Source organism: Polynucleobacter sp. SHI8, assembly GCF_027944005.1.
Taxonomy (GTDB): Bacteria; Pseudomonadota; Gammaproteobacteria; order Burkholderiales; family Burkholderiaceae; genus Polynucleobacter.
Genome location: NZ_AP027204.1, coordinates 427,848 through 447,221, shown reverse-complemented (window position 1 = coordinate 447,221; position 19,374 = coordinate 427,848). Strand labels below are relative to the sequence as shown.

19 protein-coding genes are annotated in these 19,374 nt (G+C 40.9%); 6 read left to right on the top strand and 13 right to left on the bottom strand.

The features are described from left to right. Nucleotides 1-38 precede the first annotated feature (38 nt). From QMN06_RS02330 to QMN06_RS02320, 3 genes are read right to left on the bottom strand one after another with little or no spacing between them, the layout of a single operon-like run. Nucleotides 39-791 carry an MBL fold metallo-hydrolase gene (locus tag QMN06_RS02330; protein WP_281970913.1) on the bottom strand — a complete coding sequence of 251 codons (753 nt, stop codon included), beginning with the start codon at nucleotides 789-791 and terminating at the stop codon, nucleotides 39-41. A 4-nt stretch (nucleotides 792-795) separates the two neighbouring features. Continuing rightward, on the bottom strand, nucleotides 796-1,803 hold the full coding sequence (locus QMN06_RS02325; RefSeq protein WP_281970912.1) for a tripartite tricarboxylate transporter substrate binding protein: 1,008 nt from the start codon (nucleotides 1,801-1,803) through the stop codon (nucleotides 796-798). 36 nt (nucleotides 1,804-1,839) lie between these two features. Next, a complete protein-coding gene (locus QMN06_RS02320) occupies nucleotides 1,840-2,862 on the bottom strand; it encodes a 2-dehydropantoate 2-reductase N-terminal domain-containing protein (protein WP_281970911.1) in 1,023 nt (340 codons plus the stop codon). A gap of 113 nt (nucleotides 2,863-2,975) precedes the next feature. Here QMN06_RS02320 and QMN06_RS02315 point away from each other — a divergent pair, with 113 nt between their 5' ends. The 3 genes from QMN06_RS02315 to QMN06_RS02305 all read left to right on the top strand — a co-directional run bounded on the left by QMN06_RS02315 (nucleotide 2,976) and on the right by QMN06_RS02305 (nucleotide 5,504). Continuing rightward, entirely contained in the window at nucleotides 2,976-3,983 is a 1,008-nt protein-coding gene (locus tag QMN06_RS02315) for a tripartite tricarboxylate transporter substrate binding protein (protein ID WP_281970910.1), read from the top strand. Between the two features lie 125 nt (nucleotides 3,984-4,108). After that, nucleotides 4,109-4,540, top strand: a complete 432-nt coding sequence (locus QMN06_RS02310) for a VOC family protein (protein WP_281970909.1) — start codon at nucleotides 4,109-4,111, stop codon at nucleotides 4,538-4,540. 4 nt (nucleotides 4,541-4,544) lie between these two features. Continuing rightward, nucleotides 4,545-5,504: a tripartite tricarboxylate transporter substrate binding protein gene (locus QMN06_RS02305; RefSeq protein ID WP_281970908.1), complete on the top strand. Its 960-nt coding sequence runs from the start codon at nucleotides 4,545-4,547 to the stop codon at nucleotides 5,502-5,504. Nucleotides 5,505-5,516: 12 nt separating this feature from the next. Here QMN06_RS02305 and QMN06_RS02300 read toward each other — a convergent pair whose 3' ends face one another. From QMN06_RS02300 to htpG, 10 genes are all read right to left on the bottom strand, one after another. Continuing rightward, a complete protein-coding gene (locus QMN06_RS02300; RefSeq protein ID WP_281970907.1) occupies nucleotides 5,517-6,512 on the bottom strand; it encodes a tripartite tricarboxylate transporter substrate-binding protein in 996 nt (331 codons plus the stop codon). Further along, nucleotides 6,512-7,693: a CoA transferase gene (locus tag QMN06_RS02295; RefSeq protein ID WP_281970906.1), complete on the bottom strand. Its 1,182-nt coding sequence runs from the start codon at nucleotides 7,691-7,693 to the stop codon at nucleotides 6,512-6,514. The genes QMN06_RS02300 and QMN06_RS02295 overlap by 1 nt, the downstream gene beginning before the upstream one ends. A gap of 10 nt (nucleotides 7,694-7,703) precedes the next feature. After that, a complete protein-coding gene (locus tag QMN06_RS02290; protein WP_281970905.1) occupies nucleotides 7,704-8,672 on the bottom strand; it encodes a tripartite tricarboxylate transporter substrate binding protein in 969 nt (322 codons plus the stop codon). A 57-nt stretch (nucleotides 8,673-8,729) separates the two neighbouring features. Then, a complete protein-coding gene (locus tag QMN06_RS02285; protein WP_281970904.1) occupies nucleotides 8,730-9,686 on the bottom strand; it encodes a TRAP transporter substrate-binding protein in 957 nt (318 codons plus the stop codon). A gap of 29 nt (nucleotides 9,687-9,715) precedes the next feature. Then, nucleotides 9,716-10,687 carry a tripartite tricarboxylate transporter substrate binding protein gene (locus QMN06_RS02280; RefSeq protein WP_281970903.1) on the bottom strand — a complete coding sequence of 324 codons (972 nt, stop codon included), beginning with the start codon at nucleotides 10,685-10,687 and terminating at the stop codon, nucleotides 9,716-9,718. A gap of 47 nt (nucleotides 10,688-10,734) precedes the next feature. After that, nucleotides 10,735-11,850, bottom strand: a complete 1,116-nt coding sequence (locus QMN06_RS02275; protein WP_281970902.1) for a Gfo/Idh/MocA family oxidoreductase — start codon at nucleotides 11,848-11,850, stop codon at nucleotides 10,735-10,737. A gap of 3 nt (nucleotides 11,851-11,853) precedes the next feature. Then, nucleotides 11,854-12,918, bottom strand: coding sequence for a Gfo/Idh/MocA family oxidoreductase (locus tag QMN06_RS02270; protein ID WP_281970901.1), 1,065 nt, complete (start codon nucleotides 12,916-12,918; stop codon nucleotides 11,854-11,856). An 85-nt stretch (nucleotides 12,919-13,003) separates the two neighbouring features. Then, nucleotides 13,004-13,780 (bottom strand): transporter substrate-binding domain-containing protein, encoded by a 777-nt coding sequence (locus QMN06_RS02265; protein ID WP_281970900.1) that lies wholly within the window; start codon nucleotides 13,778-13,780, stop codon nucleotides 13,004-13,006. Nucleotides 13,781-13,857: 77 nt separating this feature from the next. Next, nucleotides 13,858-14,235: a hypothetical protein gene (locus tag QMN06_RS02260; protein WP_281970899.1), complete on the bottom strand. Its 378-nt coding sequence runs from the start codon at nucleotides 14,233-14,235 to the stop codon at nucleotides 13,858-13,860. Between the two features lie 59 nt (nucleotides 14,236-14,294). Beyond that, the gene (gene htpG / locus QMN06_RS02255; RefSeq protein ID WP_281970894.1) at nucleotides 14,295-16,196 is read right to left on the bottom strand and encodes a molecular chaperone HtpG; all 1,902 of its coding nucleotides are present in this window, start codon (nucleotides 16,194-16,196) and stop codon (nucleotides 14,295-14,297) included. 194 nt (nucleotides 16,197-16,390) lie between these two features. On the opposite strand from htpG, the gene QMN06_RS02250 reads away from it, so the two are divergent. From QMN06_RS02250 to QMN06_RS02240, 3 genes are all read left to right on the top strand, one after another. After that, nucleotides 16,391-17,365, top strand: coding sequence for a D-2-hydroxyacid dehydrogenase family protein (locus QMN06_RS02250; protein WP_281970893.1), 975 nt, complete (start codon nucleotides 16,391-16,393; stop codon nucleotides 17,363-17,365). Between the two features lie 33 nt (nucleotides 17,366-17,398). Beyond that, entirely contained in the window at nucleotides 17,399-18,382 is a 984-nt protein-coding gene (locus QMN06_RS02245; RefSeq protein ID WP_281970891.1) for a tripartite tricarboxylate transporter substrate binding protein, read from the top strand. Nucleotides 18,383-18,447: 65 nt separating this feature from the next. Then, on the top strand, nucleotides 18,448-19,371 hold the full coding sequence (locus QMN06_RS02240; RefSeq protein WP_281971705.1) for a tripartite tricarboxylate transporter substrate binding protein BugE: 924 nt from the start codon (nucleotides 18,448-18,450) through the stop codon (nucleotides 19,369-19,371). The last annotated feature ends 3 nt before the right edge of the window (nucleotides 19,372-19,374 follow it).

The window sequence follows — 19,374 nt, the reverse complement described above, 5'->3', positions numbered from 1 at the left end:
ACTTGATGTTGCGTATTTTGTGTTCCTGTTTTTTGGAATCAACACAGATCAATCAGTTCAGATTGCTCTACCGTCTCTGAAAACCAGGTACGTATTCCAGCCACACGTTTACCAATATACACTGGCTGATTGTGTTGATCTAAACCCATCGTCAGATCATGACCTGGGATTAGGATGTTTCCAGGTTTTGATAACCACTTTTCCCAAATCAATTCGATTGAGCGAGCACTCTCAGTGGCATCATCTGTGTCAATGACTTTTCTGGAAAGTAATTCCGCACGATTTTTGGCGGCATCACCAGAAAACAAAACATCGTGCGTGCCATTATCTAAAACAAAGAGTAAATGTCCTGGAGTGTGCCCTGGAACTTCATATGCAGTAATACCTGGCAAAAACTCTTCTTGATCTTTGACCCTAATGACTCGAGATGAGTGCGCTAATTCTTTTACATAGAGCTCAGGAATCGGATTAAACCCTGGCTCTTGCTGGGTAGCCCAGTTCATCTCCACATCACCAATCCAAATCTTGGCATTGGGAAACAAGGTGAAATTGACGATATGGTCATAATGCGCATGGGTCAAAATCACATCCGTGACTTGCGATGGAAGCACCCGATGTTCTTTTAGACTTTTCTCAATGGGTTTGCGCATACCAAAAGCACCTACATCGAGCAAGATGATTTTTCCATGTCCTCGAATGAGGGTGACAGTACTCCACCCCAACCCACCATGACAAACCCCTCTTCCTGGAAAGCCCTGAGTTAAAACATCAATTTGATAAGGCGTGGTCATTGTTTTAATCTGCCTGAATATTGGCATCACGAATCAACTTGCTATAAATCTTTAATTCTGACTGAATTAATTGCGCAAATTCTTCTGGTGAACTAGCCACAATTTCATTACCACCCTCTTCAGCTAATCGTTGATCAGCTTGAGGCGTTTTTAATGCCTTGACCATTTCTGTATGCAATTTTTTAATAATCGCAGGATCTGTACCAGCAGGTGCTAACATGCCTTGAAACTGGGTAATGTTATAGCCTTTAAATCCTAATTCATTGAGGGTAGGTAAAGTCGGAATCGATTTACTCCGTTTATTTCCTGTCACTGCAAAGCCTCTCAACCTCCCCGCCTTGATCATAGGTACTGCTGTGACTAATGGCTCAAAATTGAACGATAATTGACCACTTAATGTATCCGCTAATGCAGGCGCTGCACCCTTATATGGGATATGACTAAATTGCACACCAGTCATTTGCGCGAGTAGCTCTCCCGCTAAATGTCCGCCACCTCCAATACCTGTGGAACCATAACTAAGAGCACCAGGTTGTTGTTTCGCTTGATTAATTAAATCTTGTACAGAATTAATTTTTGATGAACTATTCACAACGAGAGCATATTGATAAATAGTACCCATACTGATAGGCGCAAAATCTTTCACTGGGTTATAGGGTACTTTCTTGTAGAGTGAGGGATTAACAACTAAGGGTCCACTTGCAGTAAATAACAGGGTATAACCATCTGGGGCAGATTTAGCAACGACGTCTGTGCCGATCATCCCATTAGCGCCCGGGCGATTATCAACCAAGATGGGCTGACCCATGCTTTCCGACATGCTTTGCGCAATTAAACGAGCACTGATATCTGCAGCCCCTCCTGCTGGATAAGGCACGACGATTTTGATCGGCTTATTAGGGTAAGCGGATTGAGCCTGCACCGAATGTGTCATTAGACTTAAAAAAATACATGCGCTAAATAAAAAAAGTCTTGTTAAAGAATTGTGTGAGTTTTTTAAGCTTTTTTTCATGCAAAAATTCCTATCATTTATTCAAAAAATACAGCTTTAAATATAATTTTTTACCTGCATTAAAAGGTCGGGATTCGTTTGTAACTTGCCATCTTCAATCAATTGATTCATTTTAGTGACTACTTTGTTATAGGGTGTGGGGATACCAACTAACTCACCTTTTTTTACTACTAAACCATTAAGATATCCTACTTCAGTTTTTCTACTTTTTGCATGGTCTTGAACAACCGCATTCCTTGAGTTCTTGCCTAAATGTAAAAGAAGCGTATGAAGTAACTTATTGATCACATCTGCACTTGATCCCAAAAAATCTTCTTGAGTTAACCCAAAAATCGGCTCAATTTCTATGCCTAGCGCTCTACCCACATCATATGTCTCTTTGCCAACTTCAAAAGCCAACTCAAAAAAACCTGGTAACTGCCCTGCCTCATAGGACTTAATCCCTAACATGCCAATAGGTCCTTGTGTCATCGTATTTGAGATTAACTTAGACCACTTAGCACCCCAAATATTGGAGGTCATCTGCGCGGTTGCGGTATTCTGAAATAAGTCTTCTAACGCCTTAAGTCTTGGTGTTTTAAGTCCATGGAGCTCACCTGGACTAAACCAGGTCGTTGTTCGAGTGGTGTTTCTAACAACATAGCCAGGCTCAATCAATTCTCCCGACAATTCAATCACACATCCAATCGTATTGGGATAACCCATAATAGGGGCAATGATTTCCTCATTCATACTATTTTGTAAGCCCACGATGATTCCTGTAGGTTTTAAATAGGGTTTGATAAAGTGTGCCAGCCAAGCACTGTCATAAGATTTTGCTGCAAGCAATACCAAATCAAATTGTGGCTGCATGGAATATATTTCATGCAAATGAAATGCTTTTACCGGAATTTGTAAATCAAGGTCTGTCATTTTTATATGAAGACCTTGTTTCTTCATGACTTCCACATGGGCTGGCCAATGATCAATTAAAGTAACGTCTAGTCCTGCATCGGTTAAATCAGCGCCAACACTGCTCCCAATAGCACCACAGCCCAATATCGCAATCTTTTGAAACATCCTGTTGCCTCCTAAATTCTTGAATTTTTATATTTTTTGAATGAATGGGATATATACTAACAGTAGATAAAAAATCCGTTAGATGATTTTTAATAAAAAATTGGAGACATGTAGTGAGGTACTTTTCTCAACGTAATCAGTTATATCGTTCTTTTGTATTAACCATATTCACTTTTCTGTTAAGTTCAAACTCGTTTGCACAAAACAAAGAGGCTAATTCATCAAGCTCTTACCCAAACCGAACTGTCAAAATCGTCGCTCCTGGAGCTGGCTCTGGAACAGATATAACAGCCCGTATTTTGGCTAAATATTTAAATACAGCTTGGAAGCAATCTGTCATTATTGAAAACCGGCCTGGCGCAGGTGGCTCCATAGGTATCAATGCGGTCATTAACTCTCCGCCAGATGGATATACTCTGCTAGCAAATTCTGCAACTTACGCAATTAACCCGGCAGTCTATAAAAAACTTCCATATGATGCGGTAAAAAGTTTAGCTAACGTCAGTATGCTAACTACCACCCCTTATGTTCTCATTACGAATGCTAATAGTCCTTATAAAACTCTAGGAGATCTCATTCAAGCCTCCAAAAAATCCAATAACAACCTTTCCTTTGGATCTGCTGGTATTGGCAGCTCAACTCATCTTGCTGCAGAATATCTTCATCAAGTCACTGGCATGAAGAATACCCACATCCCTTATAAAAGTTCTCCAGAGGTAATTCAGGATGTTCTGGCGGGAAGAGTTGATTATTTTATGGCTCCATTTGATACTGCTCTTACTTATTTAAATACGGGTAAGCTTCGCTCCTTGGGCATCACTTCCAAAGAAAAACTGAGTTATTTTCCTCAATATTCCACTATCGCTGAACAAGGTTACTCCGGTTTTGATATTGATTTTTGGGTGGGTATTTGGGCTCCCATTGATGTGCCTCAAGACATCTTAAGAAAGATCAATCATGATATTAACAAAGCCATGCAAGATCCTGAGATTAAGGCAACATTTGATAAAGCAGGCATCCAAGTCCGTGAAATGGATCAACAACAATTTCATCAATTCGTTACGAATGAAATGAATAAATATGCAAAGATTGTGAAATTAGCTGGTATTGCTCAGAATTAGTAGTTGGACGTTGCGAGCCATCTAGAATGGCTTCATCAATAAAACAGAATAAATCAGGGAGAAGCATTCAACATGAAAATCTATTGGGCTTGCAGTTGCTTTAATTTAATAAGGCATAAGTAAAGATGGCTAAATTACGACATATTACGCTGACAGTCCCAGATCCTGAAGCTGCTGCTGAATTCTATATGCAGGCCTTTGATATGCAGCGCGTGGGGGGTACCGATTGGGCAAATGCCAAAGGTGTTTATCTAAGTGATGGTACGGTCAATTTAGCTTTATTAAATTATAAAAATGACACATCTGCTGGTGAGCGTGGTGCAGATTTTGTTGGTATTCATCACTTGGGGTTTTGGGTCGATGATGTTGGGAATACGCGCAAAAAAATTGAGGATCTTGGCGGAACCTACTGGATGGGTGATGTGAAACATGACGGTGGATTTTATGAGGTGAAGTATTTTGATCCCAATGGCGTGGTAGTTGATATTACAGAACATGGATGGAAAGGTGCCACAAAGGATGTTGTTCCATCGCCTATCAAAACTCAAGAGGAGTAAAACGATGCTGAAAATATTTGGCTTGTTATTTTTTGGACTGATTTCCCAACTTGCCCTGTCACAAAGTTATCCCAATAAAACGGTCAAAATGGTAGTTCCTTTTGAGACTGGCACTCCTGACTCCATTGCGAGAATCTTAGCTCCACAGTTAACTAGTCTAGCCGGTCAATCCTTTTATGTAGAAAATCATCCTGGTGCGAACGGTATGATTGGTGCTGACCTTGTCGCAAAAGCAAAACCTGATGGTTACACGCTTTTAGTAACTTCAACATCCATTACAGTTAATCCAAGTTATTACAAAAAGCTCAACTATGATTTAAAGAAAGATTTAATTCCGGTAACGAATCTAGGTAATGTGGAAGCACTTCTCATTGTCATAAATGCAAAATCGCCAATTAAAAATATTAACGAATTTTTAACGTACGCAAAGAATCCAGAGAATAAGGTCTCCTACGGAAGTCCTGGTAATGGTAATCATCTGCACATATCGAGTGCATTATTCAATCAACGCATGGGTCTTAACATGGTTCATATCCCTTATAAGGGTGCGGGTCCAGCGACAACAGCATTAATTGGGGAACAAATCCAAGTCCTCATCACCACCCCATCCTCCGTATTACCATTTATCAAAGATGGGCGATTAAAAGCGATTGGCTTTACAGGTTTAAAGCGCTCTACTTTATTTCCGGAAGTGCCTACGGTTGCTGAGCAAGGTTTTCCGAATTTTGAAATTGACGGTGGGTGGTTTGGTTTATTTACTACGGCAGGAACACCCAAGGAAACCGTCTTGAAAATCCAACAACTAGTTCGTCAGGCATATGATAAAAAATCTGTAGCTGATAGCATCATTCAAATTGGTTTAGATCCCGTCGCTGACTCGCCAGAACAATTCAAAACCTTCACCGATGCTGAGGTCTTGAAATATGCCAATCGTCTGAAATCATTAAACATTCAAGCTGAGTAAGCGCCTGAATGTTTACTCTAATTTAGCGCCAGATACTTTTACCGCTTCCATGAGTGCTGGCGCTTCTGCTTTTAATTGGCTCATAAATTGCTCAGGACTTTTAGAAATGGTTAAGTCCATTCCCTGAGAAGCCAATCGATCCTTCGTAGCAACTCCAGTCATCCCCTTTTGTGTTGCTTGAAATATTTTCTGAATAATCGCATTGGGTGTCCCAATCGGCGCATAAAGTCCATACGAGAAAGTAGAGTTATATCCTGCCAGTCCTGCTTCTTCTGCTCCAGAAATACCTGGGATTGCAGGGGATGATTTAGCAGATGTCAATGCAATTGCTTTTAGGGATCCATTCTTAATAAATCCCATCACGGTTGGTGGTGTAGCAAACATCAACTGAGTATCGCCGGCAATGGTCGAAACTGCTGCAGGACCACCCCCTTTAAATTGAATCGTCGAAAATTTAACTTGTGCAATATTACTAAAAAGTGCAGATGCAATATGCGGGGTCGATCCATTGCCAGAGGATGCATTGAAGATTTTGTCTGGATTGGCTTTTGCAAACTGGATCAGTTCTTTGAGATTTTTATAAGGTGCTTGTGGGTTTGTACAAATAATCATTGCACCTGTGGCTAAATTGCTGATTGGTATAAAGTCTTTTTCAACATCTAAAGCCATCTTTGGATAGAGTGCACGAATTTGTGCATGCGGTCCTGACATCGAAATCGTATAACCATCTGGGGTTGATTTTGCTGTTAAGTCTGCCGCAATTGCACCACCTGCCCCTGGTTTATTTTCTACAACAACAGACACTCCAAGCTCTTTACTTAACTGATCTGCGGTAACGCGTGCCACAAAATCGGCAGCACCGCCGGGGGGGTACCCCACCACTAACCGAATTGGACGATCAGGGAAATTAGTTTGTGCAATGCTTGAATGTATACCTAAAACACACAAGGTAATCAAAAGCAAACATTCAAGTCGAAAATTCCATACTTGCCGAAACAGAATATTCATTAAATGCTGCCAACCTGTTTTAGTGCAGCAATTTTTTCTGCAGTAAAGCCTAGTTCTGTCAATACTTCTTCAGTATGTTCGCCTTTCATTGGCGTACTGGTTTTTAAAGAGGCCGGTGTTCTCGATAAACCAATGCTTTGGTTTAAAAGAGTAAGCTCTCCTAAAGTAGGGTGAGTTACCTTTGCAGATGCTTCGATGTGTTGTACTTGTGGATCTGCAAATACTTGATCCATGTTATAGATGGGACCACAAGGGACTCCATGTGCCAATAAATGATCAACCCATTGGGCCGTTGAACGTGTTCTGAGTGTGCGACTGATTTCAGCATTCAGACGAGCGCGGCCATCAGAGCGTCCTTTTGCTATTTTAAATTCTTCATCATTGAGTAAATCATCACGACCAAGTGCCGCAGCAAATTTTTCCCATACGCCCATACCCGTGGCCGCAACATTCATGTAACCATCTGCAGTGGGATAGGCGGACGTCGGCATAAATGTCGGATGATCATTACCTACTTGTTTAGCGACTTCACCTTTCATGGTGTAACGTGCCGCCTGAAAATCTAATAATGTAAGTCCTGCTTGTAATAAATTCGATTGAACCCACTGACCTTCGCCACTCTGATCTCGTTCGACGAGAGCAGTTAATATGCCCATCGCAGCTAATAAGCCAGCAGCAACGTCAGTAACAGCTCCGCCAACACGCATTGGCCCCTCTCCTGGAGTTCCAGTAACCGACATGAGTCCTGACATGCCCTGGGTGATTTGATCAAATCCAGGACGGTTCACGTAGGGTCCATCTTGACCAAATCCAGAGATACTCGCATAAATAATACGCGGATTAATTATTTTCATGGATTCATAATCAATCCCTAACCGAAACTTCACGTCAGGTCGATAATTCTCAACAATCACATCTGCTGTTTTAACTAATTGCTTGAATACCTCAAGTCCGTCATCAGACTTCAGGTTTAAAGTCATCGACCGTTTATTACGATGGAGATTTTGAAAATCTGGTCCTTCTCTTGGTCCTGCATAAGACTCTTCACTGACGTTTTCAATTTTGATGACATCTGCACCAAAATCCGCCAAATGTCGAACGCATACTGGACCCGCACGAACCCTAGTTAGATCTAAGACCCGAAGATGGGATAGGGCCTTAGAAGCTTCAATTTTTGCCATCTTAATTGACTTAATTCAATTTGCCGATTTTTTTAACGGCATTGACCATGCGATCACCATCTTCTTTGGCAAATTTTCTGAACTCTGCCATATCAAGATATTCATAAATCATACCTCTTTGTGTCATCGCAGTTTCCATCTCACCAGAGTTCGCTGCTTCACGTACCGCGTCGCGTAATGTCTTAATAATTGGCTCTGGTGTACCTTGAGGCACAAAGACTCCATTCCAAATATTAAACTCAGCGTCATATCCAGATTCACGATAGGTAGGGATATTCGGTAATTGCTTAATTCTTTTTGGCCCAGAAACAGCTATTGCACGCACTTTTCCTGATTGTATTTGTGGAATAGCGACCGATGGAATAGCTGTCGTAATCTCTACTTGACTACCTAGTAATGCCATCATAGACGGTCCACCACCACCAAATGGAACCTGTGTTAATTTGATGCCTGCGGCATGCTCAAACATCACAACTGATAAATGAATCGGGCCAAAATTACCTGAGGATGAGTAATTAATCGTATTGGGTTTTTCTTTGGCAGCCTTTACTACATCAGATAATGTTTTCCATGGCGAACTAGCATTAACGAGCATGACCATCGGGTCATTAGAAATCATTGCCACAGGAACTAACTGATCCACTTCATAGAGCGAAGTCTTACCTTGAACTCGTTCAGCATCTGGTGAGACCATGATGGAAGATAGCCCCATCAAAATGTTGTAACCGTCTGGCTTTGACTTTGCTACAAATGAATTGCCAATCTGCCCGCCAACTCCAGGCTTAAATGTAACTACCAAAGGTTGCTTCAATTGCTTTTGTAAAAGCTCACTAAGAACTCTTGCATTAGCGTCAGACGATCCTCCTGGAGGATTAGGCACAATAAGATTAATTGGTCTATTTGGATATGGATCCTCAGCAAATGATGAACTGGTGATGAAAGCGCAAAATAATATTGCCAAAAGCTTCATAAATTTCATTAATATCTCCTAATTATTTTTTGTATTGTTAATTCTATAACTATTCTTTAGAACAGGCTAGTCGCTCACTAATTTCCCAAATCGTTGCTCTAATAAACTCCATAACTGCGGGCCTAATTGCTGCTTCCATCCTGAATAAAAATCACCTTTTAAACAAGCTCTAAATGTTTGGGTATCCGCTTGATTAAAAATCATTCCTTTAGAGATTAAATCTTGCTCTAATTGTGCATTGAGTGCAATCGTATACTGGCGTTGCTTTGCCACATAATGTGTCATGTTACTTTGAATAATTTCTTGAATATCCCTAGGCATACTTTGCCAAAAGGGCAGATTCCCAATTAAATTAAATCCTGACCACATGTGCGCTGTCTTCGAAACATAAGTTGTCACTTCATAAAGTTTTAAAGAATCTAATATGGCTAAAGGGTTTTCTTGCGCGGTTACTTTTCCTGTTTTTAATGCGTCATATAACTCGAGAACAAACAACGGAACTGGATTTGCGCCTAAGGATTTAAAAGTATCTTCAAATACTTTTCCTTCAGGAATTCGTATCGAAACACCGGCTAAATCTGATGCTTTGTAAATAGGCTTATCTGAACACACGATGTGTCGAAAGCCATTTTCCATCAAGCCATGAGGAAATAAATAAATGCCATGGGGTATCAGCTCTTGTTTTAAATATTCGCCAATCTCACCGTCCATAGCGTCATAGACGTCATCGTTGGTACCAAAGATAAAGGGCAAACTTTGTATATTCATTACTGGGGCAATAGGCCCCAAAATACTTCCCATCAAAGCATAAAACTGAATCTTACCCTCGATCAGATCTTGGACGATCTCGAGATGGGAATGTTTTAAACCACCATTGTTAGCACAAACTTCAATCTGTACTAAGCCATCAGTTTGAAGCTCAACTGTCTTCCATAAATCAACTAAAAAAGGATGTACATGGCTCTTTTCTGGTTGGTAATGATATTGAAAACCACTCCAACGGGCTTTAGATGATGTGGACATCCTTTTAATCAATTGTTCATACGTAACAACTACTTTGTTTCCGGTTCAATTTTTGCTTCAGTCACAATGCGGTTAAATTTTCTCATCTCGGATTGGAAATAACTTTGGAAGTCTTCTGGAGTTCCACCTTTAGGATAAATTCCTTTGGCTTCCAATTTTGCTTTATTCTCAGGATCGTTGATTGCAGCTTGAAAGGCTTTATTTAAGCGCTCAACAATAGGTCTTGGTGTATTGGGCGGAAGAAAAATACCAAACCATGTGTCAATTTTAATGCCAGGGTAACCCATTTCTCCTACTGTAGGAATATCTGGTGCATCTGGTAAACGATTAGGCGCCGCAACCGCTAAAGGGTGCAAACGGCCTGCTTTGATTTGCGGAATCGCCAGCGATGTGGTTTGGAAAGTTACTTGAGTTTGCCCAGAAATGGCTGCAGTAACAGCCTCTGGTGATGACTTGTACGGAATATGGGTTAAGTTAATCTTGGCTTCAATATTTAATAACTCTGTCGCTAAATGCCCCATACCACCAACACCCCATGAGGAATAATTAACAGTTCCTGCTGGCTTGGTTTTCACCAACTCAACAAACTCTTTTAAATTTTTAGCCTTGACATCAGAATTTGCCAACAAGATCAAATAAACGTTACCTAAATAAATAACGGGTACAAATTTTCTCGGGTCATAATTGGTTTTACGTAAAAATGGATTTGCTGCAACAGAGGCTGAAGAAAAAATGAGCGTATAGCCATCTGGCTTAGCATTAAATCCTAACTCTTCTCCTAAAACTCCATTAGCTCCGGACTTATTATCAACAATCATCGGCTGACCAAGATAATTTGCCATAAAAGGCTGGATGGTCCTGGCAAACACATCAGAAGTTCCGCCTGCTCCCATCGGTACGATCCAAGTAATAGGTCGATTCGGATAATTTGCATCCTGAGCATTTGCTATCAAACAATTAGCCGCAAATGCGATTGTGATCAGTTGTAAAAAACGTCTCATGTGTTGATCTCCAGTGTTATTGAATACTGTCTTTTTAAATAAATGATTTAGGAATAGATATCGTCTTTTGCATCAATCGGTAATGCTACTGGGCGTTTTAATCTAGCAGATAGATCAAAGGCTTTAGTCATCATTAAATTCTTATGGGCATCAGCTACAGTTGCAGCAGGTGTTGGCAGTCCTAAAGAAACGCGATTTAACCAAGAGTCCGTCTCTTCACGCATCGGGCCCCGAAGTTCGCCTAAGGCCATATCTCCCGGGGGATAACTGCCCATAAAGTCAACACGTCTTGTAGCATCTGGAGCATAACCCTCGCCCTGGAACTTGGAGGTTGCTAAAACGATATCGCGATGCGTATCGTCAATCGTTAGCACTCCTTCAGTTCCAACAATACCCACATCTAAGCTATAGACGGCACCCGGCCACACTACCGGCAATGCCCATGAAATCGTCGCTTGGTAAATTGTTCCATCAGAAAAAGTGACTACACCGCTGGTGGCATCAATTCCTTTGTACTCTGGACCTAATGCCTTATCAATTGCGCGTGCATAGACCTCAACAGGTGTCTTACCTTGCATCATCCACATCACGATATCAAGTGCATGTGTCCCTGAAATAACCATCGGTGAAATACGCTCTGGATGGGTTGTGCGCTTGTAATTATCGATCGCAACTAAACGATTCATGAACGCACGCGATGTTACCAGCGTGATATCACCTAATTGTCCAGCAGAAACTTTTTCTTTGGCAGCTAGCCAACGTCTTCTAAAGCGCTGGGTATAACCAACGACCGCATCAATTCCAGCTGACTCGATTGCAGCAAGTACTTTTGCTGAATCGGCTAATTCTGTTGCCAATGGCTTCTCGATCAACATGGGTATACCATGTTCAACTGCTTTCATGATTGGGTCTACGTGAAGATGCTCATCTGTAGAAATAATGGCAGCATTTACTTCAGGACGGCTAAGTAATTCTTCATAGCTGTCCGTAACAAAATCAGCCTTTAATTTTTCTGCAACTAGTTTGGCTCGCTCAGGATTTTTTTCCGCAATTCCAATCCACCCAACTTGGGGATGACGGGCAGCTACTTCACCACGAAATAATCCTACTCTTCCTGCGCCAACAATTGCTAACCCAAGATTTTTTGCTTGACGATCCCGCATGGTTTATCCATTCACCGCACGAAGTTTTTCTTGAGAAATCGGTAAATATACTGGTTCACCAGTTTCTGCAGAGATATCTGCAGCCATATACACTTCCATCACTTGACGAGCTTGCTCACCTGTCACTAATACGTCGCGATCTAATGCAACCGCCTCAAGGAAGTGAATCGTTTCATATGCCATAGGTCCTGCGTAAACGTGATCAACCTGTTCACCAGGCATTGTCGACATTGGAAGTTGCATACCATTTTTCATGGTATTCAAAACAACATCTTTATGACTATCATCAACTAAAAGTGCACCTTCACTTCCAATGAACTCAATCCAAGTAGATGAGAAATTAGGATATCCTGGGGGCAAACTCCAACCTCCACCAACGACAAATGACAAGCCATTGTCCATCGTGACCATGATCCACTGTGTATCTGGAATATCTCCACCAGTCGATTCACGCATAGCACCATAGTTCACTTGTGAATACACTTTTACTGGTTTTGCTGGCTCTAAACACCAAAATACAAAATCTAAATCATGCGTCGATTCCATGGCTGCAGGAGATAACTTCACTCGCCCACTAATTTTCTTACCAAGACTTCGCGTGATATGGCGGCTTACTAAAATACTGACGGGACGACCAATCGTGCCATCGTTGATTGATTTTTTGACATAAGCATATTTTGGATTAAAACGTTGTGAATAACCGATAGTGAATTTAAGGTTTTTTTGCTTTGCAATGGCAATTAGCTCATCAGCTTCCTCTAGGGCAATCGCAATCGGTTTTTCTAAGAACACATGTTTACCAGCTAACAAAGATTCTTTCGCAATCGGGAAATGGGTTGTTTCTGGTGTTGCTGAGATCATGACGGCATCGATTTCAGCTATTTTGAGTAATTCACGATAATCTGTCGTCGCAACCACAGGCTTGACTTTATCTGTCATCTCTTTGAGACGAATTTCGTTCGTTTCAGCAATATAGAGGTTTTTAACTAATGGGTTTCTGTGGGCTGTTTCAGCACGAATACCGCCACACCAACCGGTTCCAATAACAGCAACATTAATTTGCTTCATACAAGTCTCCTTTAATACGATTTTTATTTGATTTATACGAAAGTATATTACAAGCTAGGTGAATTTAGTACATTAGCCAAAAGAATCACTTCGTTAGCGAAATCTCTCTGAGACCTGAATTTTTAACCATGTCATTGATTTGCCCTTGCTGCATTGCCCCGTCAATCCACTCATTTATCTTTGGTATTGCCGCAGCTCGTTCCTTCGGGATCCCAATCGACATGGATTCATATCCAATCACATCAGCTAAGACTCGTGAACCAGGAACGGCATCAGACATTTCATACAAAATTGCCTTGTTACTGGAAAAGACATCGATGCGACCCGCTTTTAACATGGCAACCGCGCTCGTGGTGGAGGTAGTTGTGACAATTTGAGCATATTTAATGACTTTGGCGAGCTCTTTTTGTGAACTACTTCCCTCACTTACACCAATTTTTCTACTGGGTACGTCAATGTCAGCAATGTTCTGTATTCCTCGTTGAGAGCCAATCAGATACCCTTTTTCTATTTTCAAAATTGGTTTAGAAAATGCAAAATCATCCGCTCGATCCGGTGATACGTTTGTAAAAATCATATCTACTCGCCCTTGTTTTGCCGCAGCCAAAACATCTGCATTTTTTTCAAAAATGATAGGTGTATAAGCAAAGTTAAAATCCTGAGCAAATAATTTACCAAGTTCATAGCCTACGCCCTTGGAGTCCTCAAAGGTTTTACCAGGCAAAATCGAAGTTGGAGAGCCTTTATATACTCCCATCCGCAATTTTCCATTGGTGCCTACTGGCGGACTAGGTTGGGTAGCACACCCCGCAATGGCTGAAATCAGCAAAAGTAGAAGTATGTGTGTAATTTTCCGAATCATATGTTTATTCCACAAAAGAGAAGGCAAATAAGAAATATAGTCTACACCGAGATGAGGAAAATCAGACACTCGGCAAATCAATTGGGCTCTAAAAGATAGGATGGCCAGTCACTACTGAATAAGCGTTCACATTCTGCTCCTGACAAACTTCGTCCATTGAAAGTGCGGGTTCGCATAACATACTGAAACTTACCCATAGCTTGGTTTCTTTCCAGTGAGGTCATCTGATTCATGATTTTTACGGTCGTTTGGTAAGCTGAAAAATAATTCTTGTTTTTAAAATTATTAAAGCAACTCTTCATCGCCCCAGAAAAACTACCGACATTTTCAGGATCATATTGAAGCTTGGAATCCACCTCAATCAACAATTGGTTGTTTTCTGTTTGCGCTCGAGCCTCCAAATAAAACGGGGCAGAAACACACATCATCAAAAAAAATAAAACTAATTTTTTCATAAAAAAAGGAGTGAAAGATCACTCCTTAATTAAAACATTTCTTTGATGAAAAATGTTTTTTATTTCATCAACATTTGATTCATTCGGCGTACAAATGAGGCTGGATCAGCAATATGTCCTCCCTCAGCAAGAAGTGCTTGATCGAATATAAGGTGCGACCAATCTTCAAACTGTTCTGTATCCCCTTCCATTTTTTTAAACAAAGGATGATTCGGATTGATTTCTAATATAGGCTTTGTCTCAGGCGCTGCCTGACCCGCCGCTTTTAACATACGCATGAGATTGCCAGACAATTCATTTTCATCAGCAACAAGACACGCTGGTGAATCTGTTAGGCGGAAGGTTACTCGAACATCTTTTGCTTTATCAACTAGGGTAGTTTTCATTTTCTCTAATAGATCAGCAAACTGCTTTTCAACTTCTTTTTGCTCTTCTTTTTCTTTTTCGTCCTCTAAAGAGCCTAAGTCCAGCCCACCTTTTGCAACAGAAACAAGCGGCTTTTCATTAAACTCTGTAAGGAAAGAAAGCATCCACTCATCTACACGATCAGTCAGTAATAAAACTTCAATACCTTTTTTCTTGAAGATTTCTAAATGGGGGCTATTTTTTGCTGCAAGATAGGTTTCGGCAGTAACGTAATATATCTTGTCTTGACCTTCTTTCATGCGTGATACGTAATCTGCTAATGAGACATTTTGCACATCTGAGTCATTGTGGGTACTTGCAAATCTAAGTAATTTAGATAATTTCTCCAAATTAACTGAGTCCTCCCCAATACCTTCTTTCAGCACTTGGCCAAATTCATTCCAAAAGAGTTGATATTCATCGCGCTTTGCTGCGTCTTCATGATTAGCCAACTCTTCAAGCATTGCGATGACTCGCTTGGTAGAGCTTTCTCGAATAAATTTGACATCACGTGATTCTTGCAATATTTCACGGGAAACATTGAGGGGCAAATCTGCGGAGTCAATGACCCCTGAGACAAAACGTAAATAAGTTGGAATCAACTGCTCTGAGTCTTCCATGATGAACACACGTTTTACATAGAGCTTAATGCCGCTTCGCTTACTACGATCCCATAAATCAAAGGGAGCTTTTTTCGGTAAAAACAGTAATTGCGTAAATTCACTTCTGCCTTCTACTCGATTATGCGAGTAACTCAAAGGAGCTTCAAAGTCCCGAGAAATACTCTTATAAAATTCGTGATATTGCTCTTCAGTTATATCCGATTTGTTTCTTGTCCAAAGCGCACTCGCCTCATTGACATTCTCAAACTCAGATCGAGTAACCATCTCTTTTTTTTCTTCATCCCATTCTTCTTTTTGCATTTGAATTGGAATCGAAATATGATCTGAGTACTTTTGAATAACGGTCTTTAACTTCCAATTGGATAAGAATTCATCCTCACCATCTTTAAGATGAAGAATAATGGTGGTTCCTCGAGTTGGTTTTGCAATCGTCTCAATCGTAAAATCGCCAGAACCAGAAGATTCCCAGCGCACTCCAGTCTCTTGACCCAGTCCAGCGCGACGAGTCTCAACGGTTATTTTGTCAGCAACAATAAATCCAGAATAAAACCCAACACCAAATTGCCCAATTAAGGAAGCATCTTTTTGCTGGTCACCCGATAACTTAGAGAAAAACTCTTTTGTGCCCGACCTTGCAATTGTTCCAAGATTAGAAATGACCTCTTCACGACTCATCCCAATACCATTATCAGAGATACTGATTGTCCTTGCTGCTTGATCAAAACTGACCTGAATGTGCAACTCGGGATCACCTTCAAATAAGTTTGCTTGATGGATTGCTTCAAATCTGAGCTTATCTGCCGCATCTGAAGCATTGGAAATCAGTTCGCGAAGAAAGATTTCTTTATTGGAGTACAAAGAGTGAATCATTAATTGCAGTAACTGCTTTATTTCTGCTTGAAAATCAAGGGTTTGCTTCTCTACGGTCGTCATTTTTTTCCTCTAAGTATCAAATGAGATTACAAATAATTTAATGTACTTTGAACTTAAGGGTGAATTCCTCAATTTCAAGTGTTTAGGTGCGATTTTTTGATTGATTTTGTCAAATTCAAGATGATTTGGTATAAACTCAATTCATTAAATAAGAGGCATACATTTGCCCTAATAGCTTTTAGTGGAGACGACTAGTGCATATTGTGATTGCCGACGACTATCAAAATTGCGTCAAAGACCTTAAATGTTTTTCCACCCTTCAAGGTAACGAAATAACTGTTTGCGTTGAACCATCGAAAGATAAGGCAGAACTCATCAAGCGTTTTATCAACGCCGATATTATTGTTGTGGTGCGCGAAAGAATCACAATTGATGAAGAACTTCTAAAGTCTCTACCCAAGCTCAAGTTAGTGGCCTTAGTTGGCAGAAATAGTAAGTTTATTGACTATGCTGCCTGCACTAAATATGGTGTGGCTGTAACGCATGGAGAGGCGTCCTCACATCTTGCTCCAGCAGAGTGTGCTCTTGCTTTAATGCTTGCCGCCCGCAGAAATATCGTTTTAGAAGCTGCGCGCATGAAAGCTGGTTTGTTTCCAATTACTTTATCCCATCGTTTGAATGGCTCTACTTTAGGGATTTACGGACTTGGTGAAATCGGTGAAGTAGTTGCCAAAGCTGCTCAAGGTTTAGGTATGCATATTTTAGTTTGGGGACGAGAGGGCTCTTTTGATCGTGCCCAAAAATTAGGCTTTGAGGTGGCAAATTCTCGAGAAGATTTCTTTTCGCGATCTGATGTCATCAGCATTCATCTACGCTATAACAAAGATACTTTCGGGATGGTTAAGTTGGCAGACTTAATGATGATGAAACCTACCGCACTTCTAGTCAATACGGCAAGGGCCGAGCTGATAGAGAGTGGTGCTTTAGAAAAAGCACTGGAAAGTGGGCGACCAGGTTACGCGGCCGTCGATGTCTATGAAAACGAACCGATTCTCAATGGCGACCACCCTCTATTAAAGATGGACAACGTGGTTTGCTTACCTCATTTAGGTTGGGCTGATCACGATACCTTTGAATTATATTTTGGTGAGGCTTTTGATCAAGTTGATCGTTTTCTGAAAGGTCAACCGCTTCGACTTGTGAACAAAGATGTTGTTTTTAAAACGTAAATATTAACTAGAAAACTGACAGGGATAAGAAACATGATGCAATTATTTCATCGTATTTTTGTGGTGGCTTTATGCCTTACTGGCTTGATGATCAACTCTTTCAGTTTTGCTCAATCTTATCCAAATCGTCCCGTCAAAATCATCGTAGCTCAAGCTCCTGGTGCATCTCCTGATGTTGTTGCTAGAACACTCGCAAGTAAATTATCGGATGTATGGAAAACCTCTGTCATTGTGGAAAACAAACCTGGAGCAAATGGCAATCTGGGGATGGACATTGTCGCAAAGGCGCCCCCTGATGGCTATACTTTGGGCCTTGTAGTGCCAAGCGTTATGGTCATTAATCCGTTTGTATACAAAAATATGCCTTTTAAGCCTCTTGAAGATCTTGCCCCCATCACGCAAGTTTCTTCGATTATTTTTTCTTTGGTAAGTAATCCGCAACGCCCTTACCAAAACGTCGATGAGTTAATTGCTTATGCAAAAAAACGTCCCGGTGAAATCAATTACAGTTCTGCTGGCGTTGGCAATTTACAGCATTTAGCCGCTGAATTATTTTCTTCAAAAGTTGGTATCAAAATGAATCACATCCCCAATAAGGGTGACTCCGCAGCGCTGGTGGATGTGATGGGTGGGCAAACTGACATCATGTTTGTGCCCCTCCCTTCAGCCATTAATCAAATTAAAGCTGGCAAACTCAACTTAATGGCGCTTGCGAGTAAAAAAAGAGTGAGTCAATTTCCGAATGTACCGACAATGAATGAATTAGGCCAGCCCGATGTTTTGATTGAAGGTTGGACAGGTCTAGTAGCGCCAAACGGAACACCTGATAATATCTTAGAGGATATTCAAAAGGCAGTGCATCAAATTATTATTGATGCCAATACAAAAAACTCTATTGAATCGCAAGGTTTTGAAGTGGTGGGTTCTACCCCAAAAGAATTTAAACAATTCTTAAGGCAAGAATCAAGTAAATGGGGTGGTGTTATTCAAAAATCAGCGATTAATTTAAGTAATTAATTTTTTTAAAGGAATTTAAAATGAAATTATCTGTCCTCGCAATCATTGTCTCTTCTCTAATCAGTATGCAGAGTTTTGCAAATGAATACCCAACCAAGCCAATTCAACTACTGGTGCCATTTGCACCTGGTGGTACCACCGATATCATCGCTCGGGTCATTTCTGAACCACTATCCAAAAGCTTAGGGCAAACAGTGATTGTGGTGAATAGACCAGGTGGTGGCGGTGTTGTTGGTGCCAATGAGGTCGCCAAAGCAGCTCCTGATGGCTATATCCTAGGGGTCGCTACAGTTTCAACTACTGCCGCAAATCCGGCGATTAATCCCAAAACCCCTTACAACCCACTGACGGATTTTGCTTCGATCACCAATATCGCTGCAACCCCCAACATTATTGCTGTTCACCCTTCTTTTCCGGCAAGGGACTACAAGGGATTTGTGGCTGAACTGAAAAAAAATCCAACAAAATATTCCTATGCATCCTCTGGTACTGGTGGTATTGGACACTTGCAAATGGAACTTTTTAAAAGTATTGCTAATGTTTTTATTACGCATATCCCTTACAAAGGTGCTGGTCCGGCACTGAATGATGTTGTTGCAGGTCAAGTTCCTGTCATTTTCGATAATATGCCGTCAGCATTACCATTCATTTTAGATAATCGTTTGGTACCTATTGTGGTTGCTGCTCCGAGTCGTATCAGTGCGCTTCCTAATACACCAACGTTTAAAGAAATGGGTGCGGAACCAGTGAACAGAATGGCTTATTACGGGATTGTTGGCCCCAAAGGCCTGCCAAAAGAGATCATTACTAAAATCAATGCTGCAGTGAAACAAGCGGTAGAGATTCCAGCCGTTAAAAAACGGATTGAGGATACTGGCTCAATTGTGATTGCAAACTCTCCCGAAGAATTTTCGGCACAAATTAAAGCAGAATTAGAAACCTACCAAAAGGTTGTGAAAGAGCAAAAATTAACTTTAGATAGTAATTGAGTA

Bases quoted from the DNA above. Each gene is read 5' to 3' on its own strand.
- QMN06_RS02265 (WP_281970900.1), bottom strand. From the start codon at position 13,780: ATGATTCGGAAAATTACACACATACTTCTACTTTTGCTGATTTCAGCC.
- QMN06_RS02240 (WP_281971705.1), top strand. From the start codon at position 18,448: ATGCAGAGTTTTGCAAATGAATACCCAACCAAGCCAATTCAACTACTG.
- QMN06_RS02300 (WP_281970907.1), bottom strand. From the start codon at position 6,512: ATGAATATTCTGTTTCGGCAAGTATGGAATTTTCGACTTGAATGTTTG.
- QMN06_RS02275 (WP_281970902.1), bottom strand. From the start codon at position 11,850: ATGCGGGATCGTCAAGCAAAAAATCTTGGGTTAGCAATTGTTGGCGCA.
- QMN06_RS02245 (WP_281970891.1), top strand. From the start codon at position 17,399: ATGATGCAATTATTTCATCGTATTTTTGTGGTGGCTTTATGCCTTACT.
- QMN06_RS02310 (WP_281970909.1), top strand. From the start codon at position 4,109: ATGGCTAAATTACGACATATTACGCTGACAGTCCCAGATCCTGAAGCT.
- QMN06_RS02280 (WP_281970903.1), bottom strand. From the start codon at position 10,687: ATGAGACGTTTTTTACAACTGATCACAATCGCATTTGCGGCTAATTGT.
- QMN06_RS02290 (WP_281970905.1), bottom strand. From the start codon at position 8,672: ATGAAATTTATGAAGCTTTTGGCAATATTATTTTGCGCTTTCATCACC.
- QMN06_RS02305 (WP_281970908.1), top strand. From the start codon at position 4,545: ATGCTGAAAATATTTGGCTTGTTATTTTTTGGACTGATTTCCCAACTT.
- QMN06_RS02270 (WP_281970901.1), bottom strand. From the start codon at position 12,918: ATGAAGCAAATTAATGTTGCTGTTATTGGAACCGGTTGGTGTGGCGGT.
- QMN06_RS02260 (WP_281970899.1), bottom strand. From the start codon at position 14,235: ATGAAAAAATTAGTTTTATTTTTTTTGATGATGTGTGTTTCTGCCCCG.
- QMN06_RS02285 (WP_281970904.1), bottom strand. From the start codon at position 9,686: ATGTCCACATCATCTAAAGCCCGTTGGAGTGGTTTTCAATATCATTAC.
- QMN06_RS02295 (WP_281970906.1), bottom strand. From the start codon at position 7,693: ATGGCAAAAATTGAAGCTTCTAAGGCCCTATCCCATCTTCGGGTCTTA.
- QMN06_RS02320 (WP_281970911.1), bottom strand. From the start codon at position 2,862: ATGTTTCAAAAGATTGCGATATTGGGCTGTGGTGCTATTGGGAGCAGT.
- htpG (WP_281970894.1), bottom strand. From the start codon at position 16,196: ATGACGACCGTAGAGAAGCAAACCCTTGATTTTCAAGCAGAAATAAAG.
- QMN06_RS02330 (WP_281970913.1), bottom strand. From the start codon at position 791: ATGACCACGCCTTATCAAATTGATGTTTTAACTCAGGGCTTTCCAGGA.
- QMN06_RS02325 (WP_281970912.1), bottom strand. From the start codon at position 1,803: ATGAAAAAAAGCTTAAAAAACTCACACAATTCTTTAACAAGACTTTTT.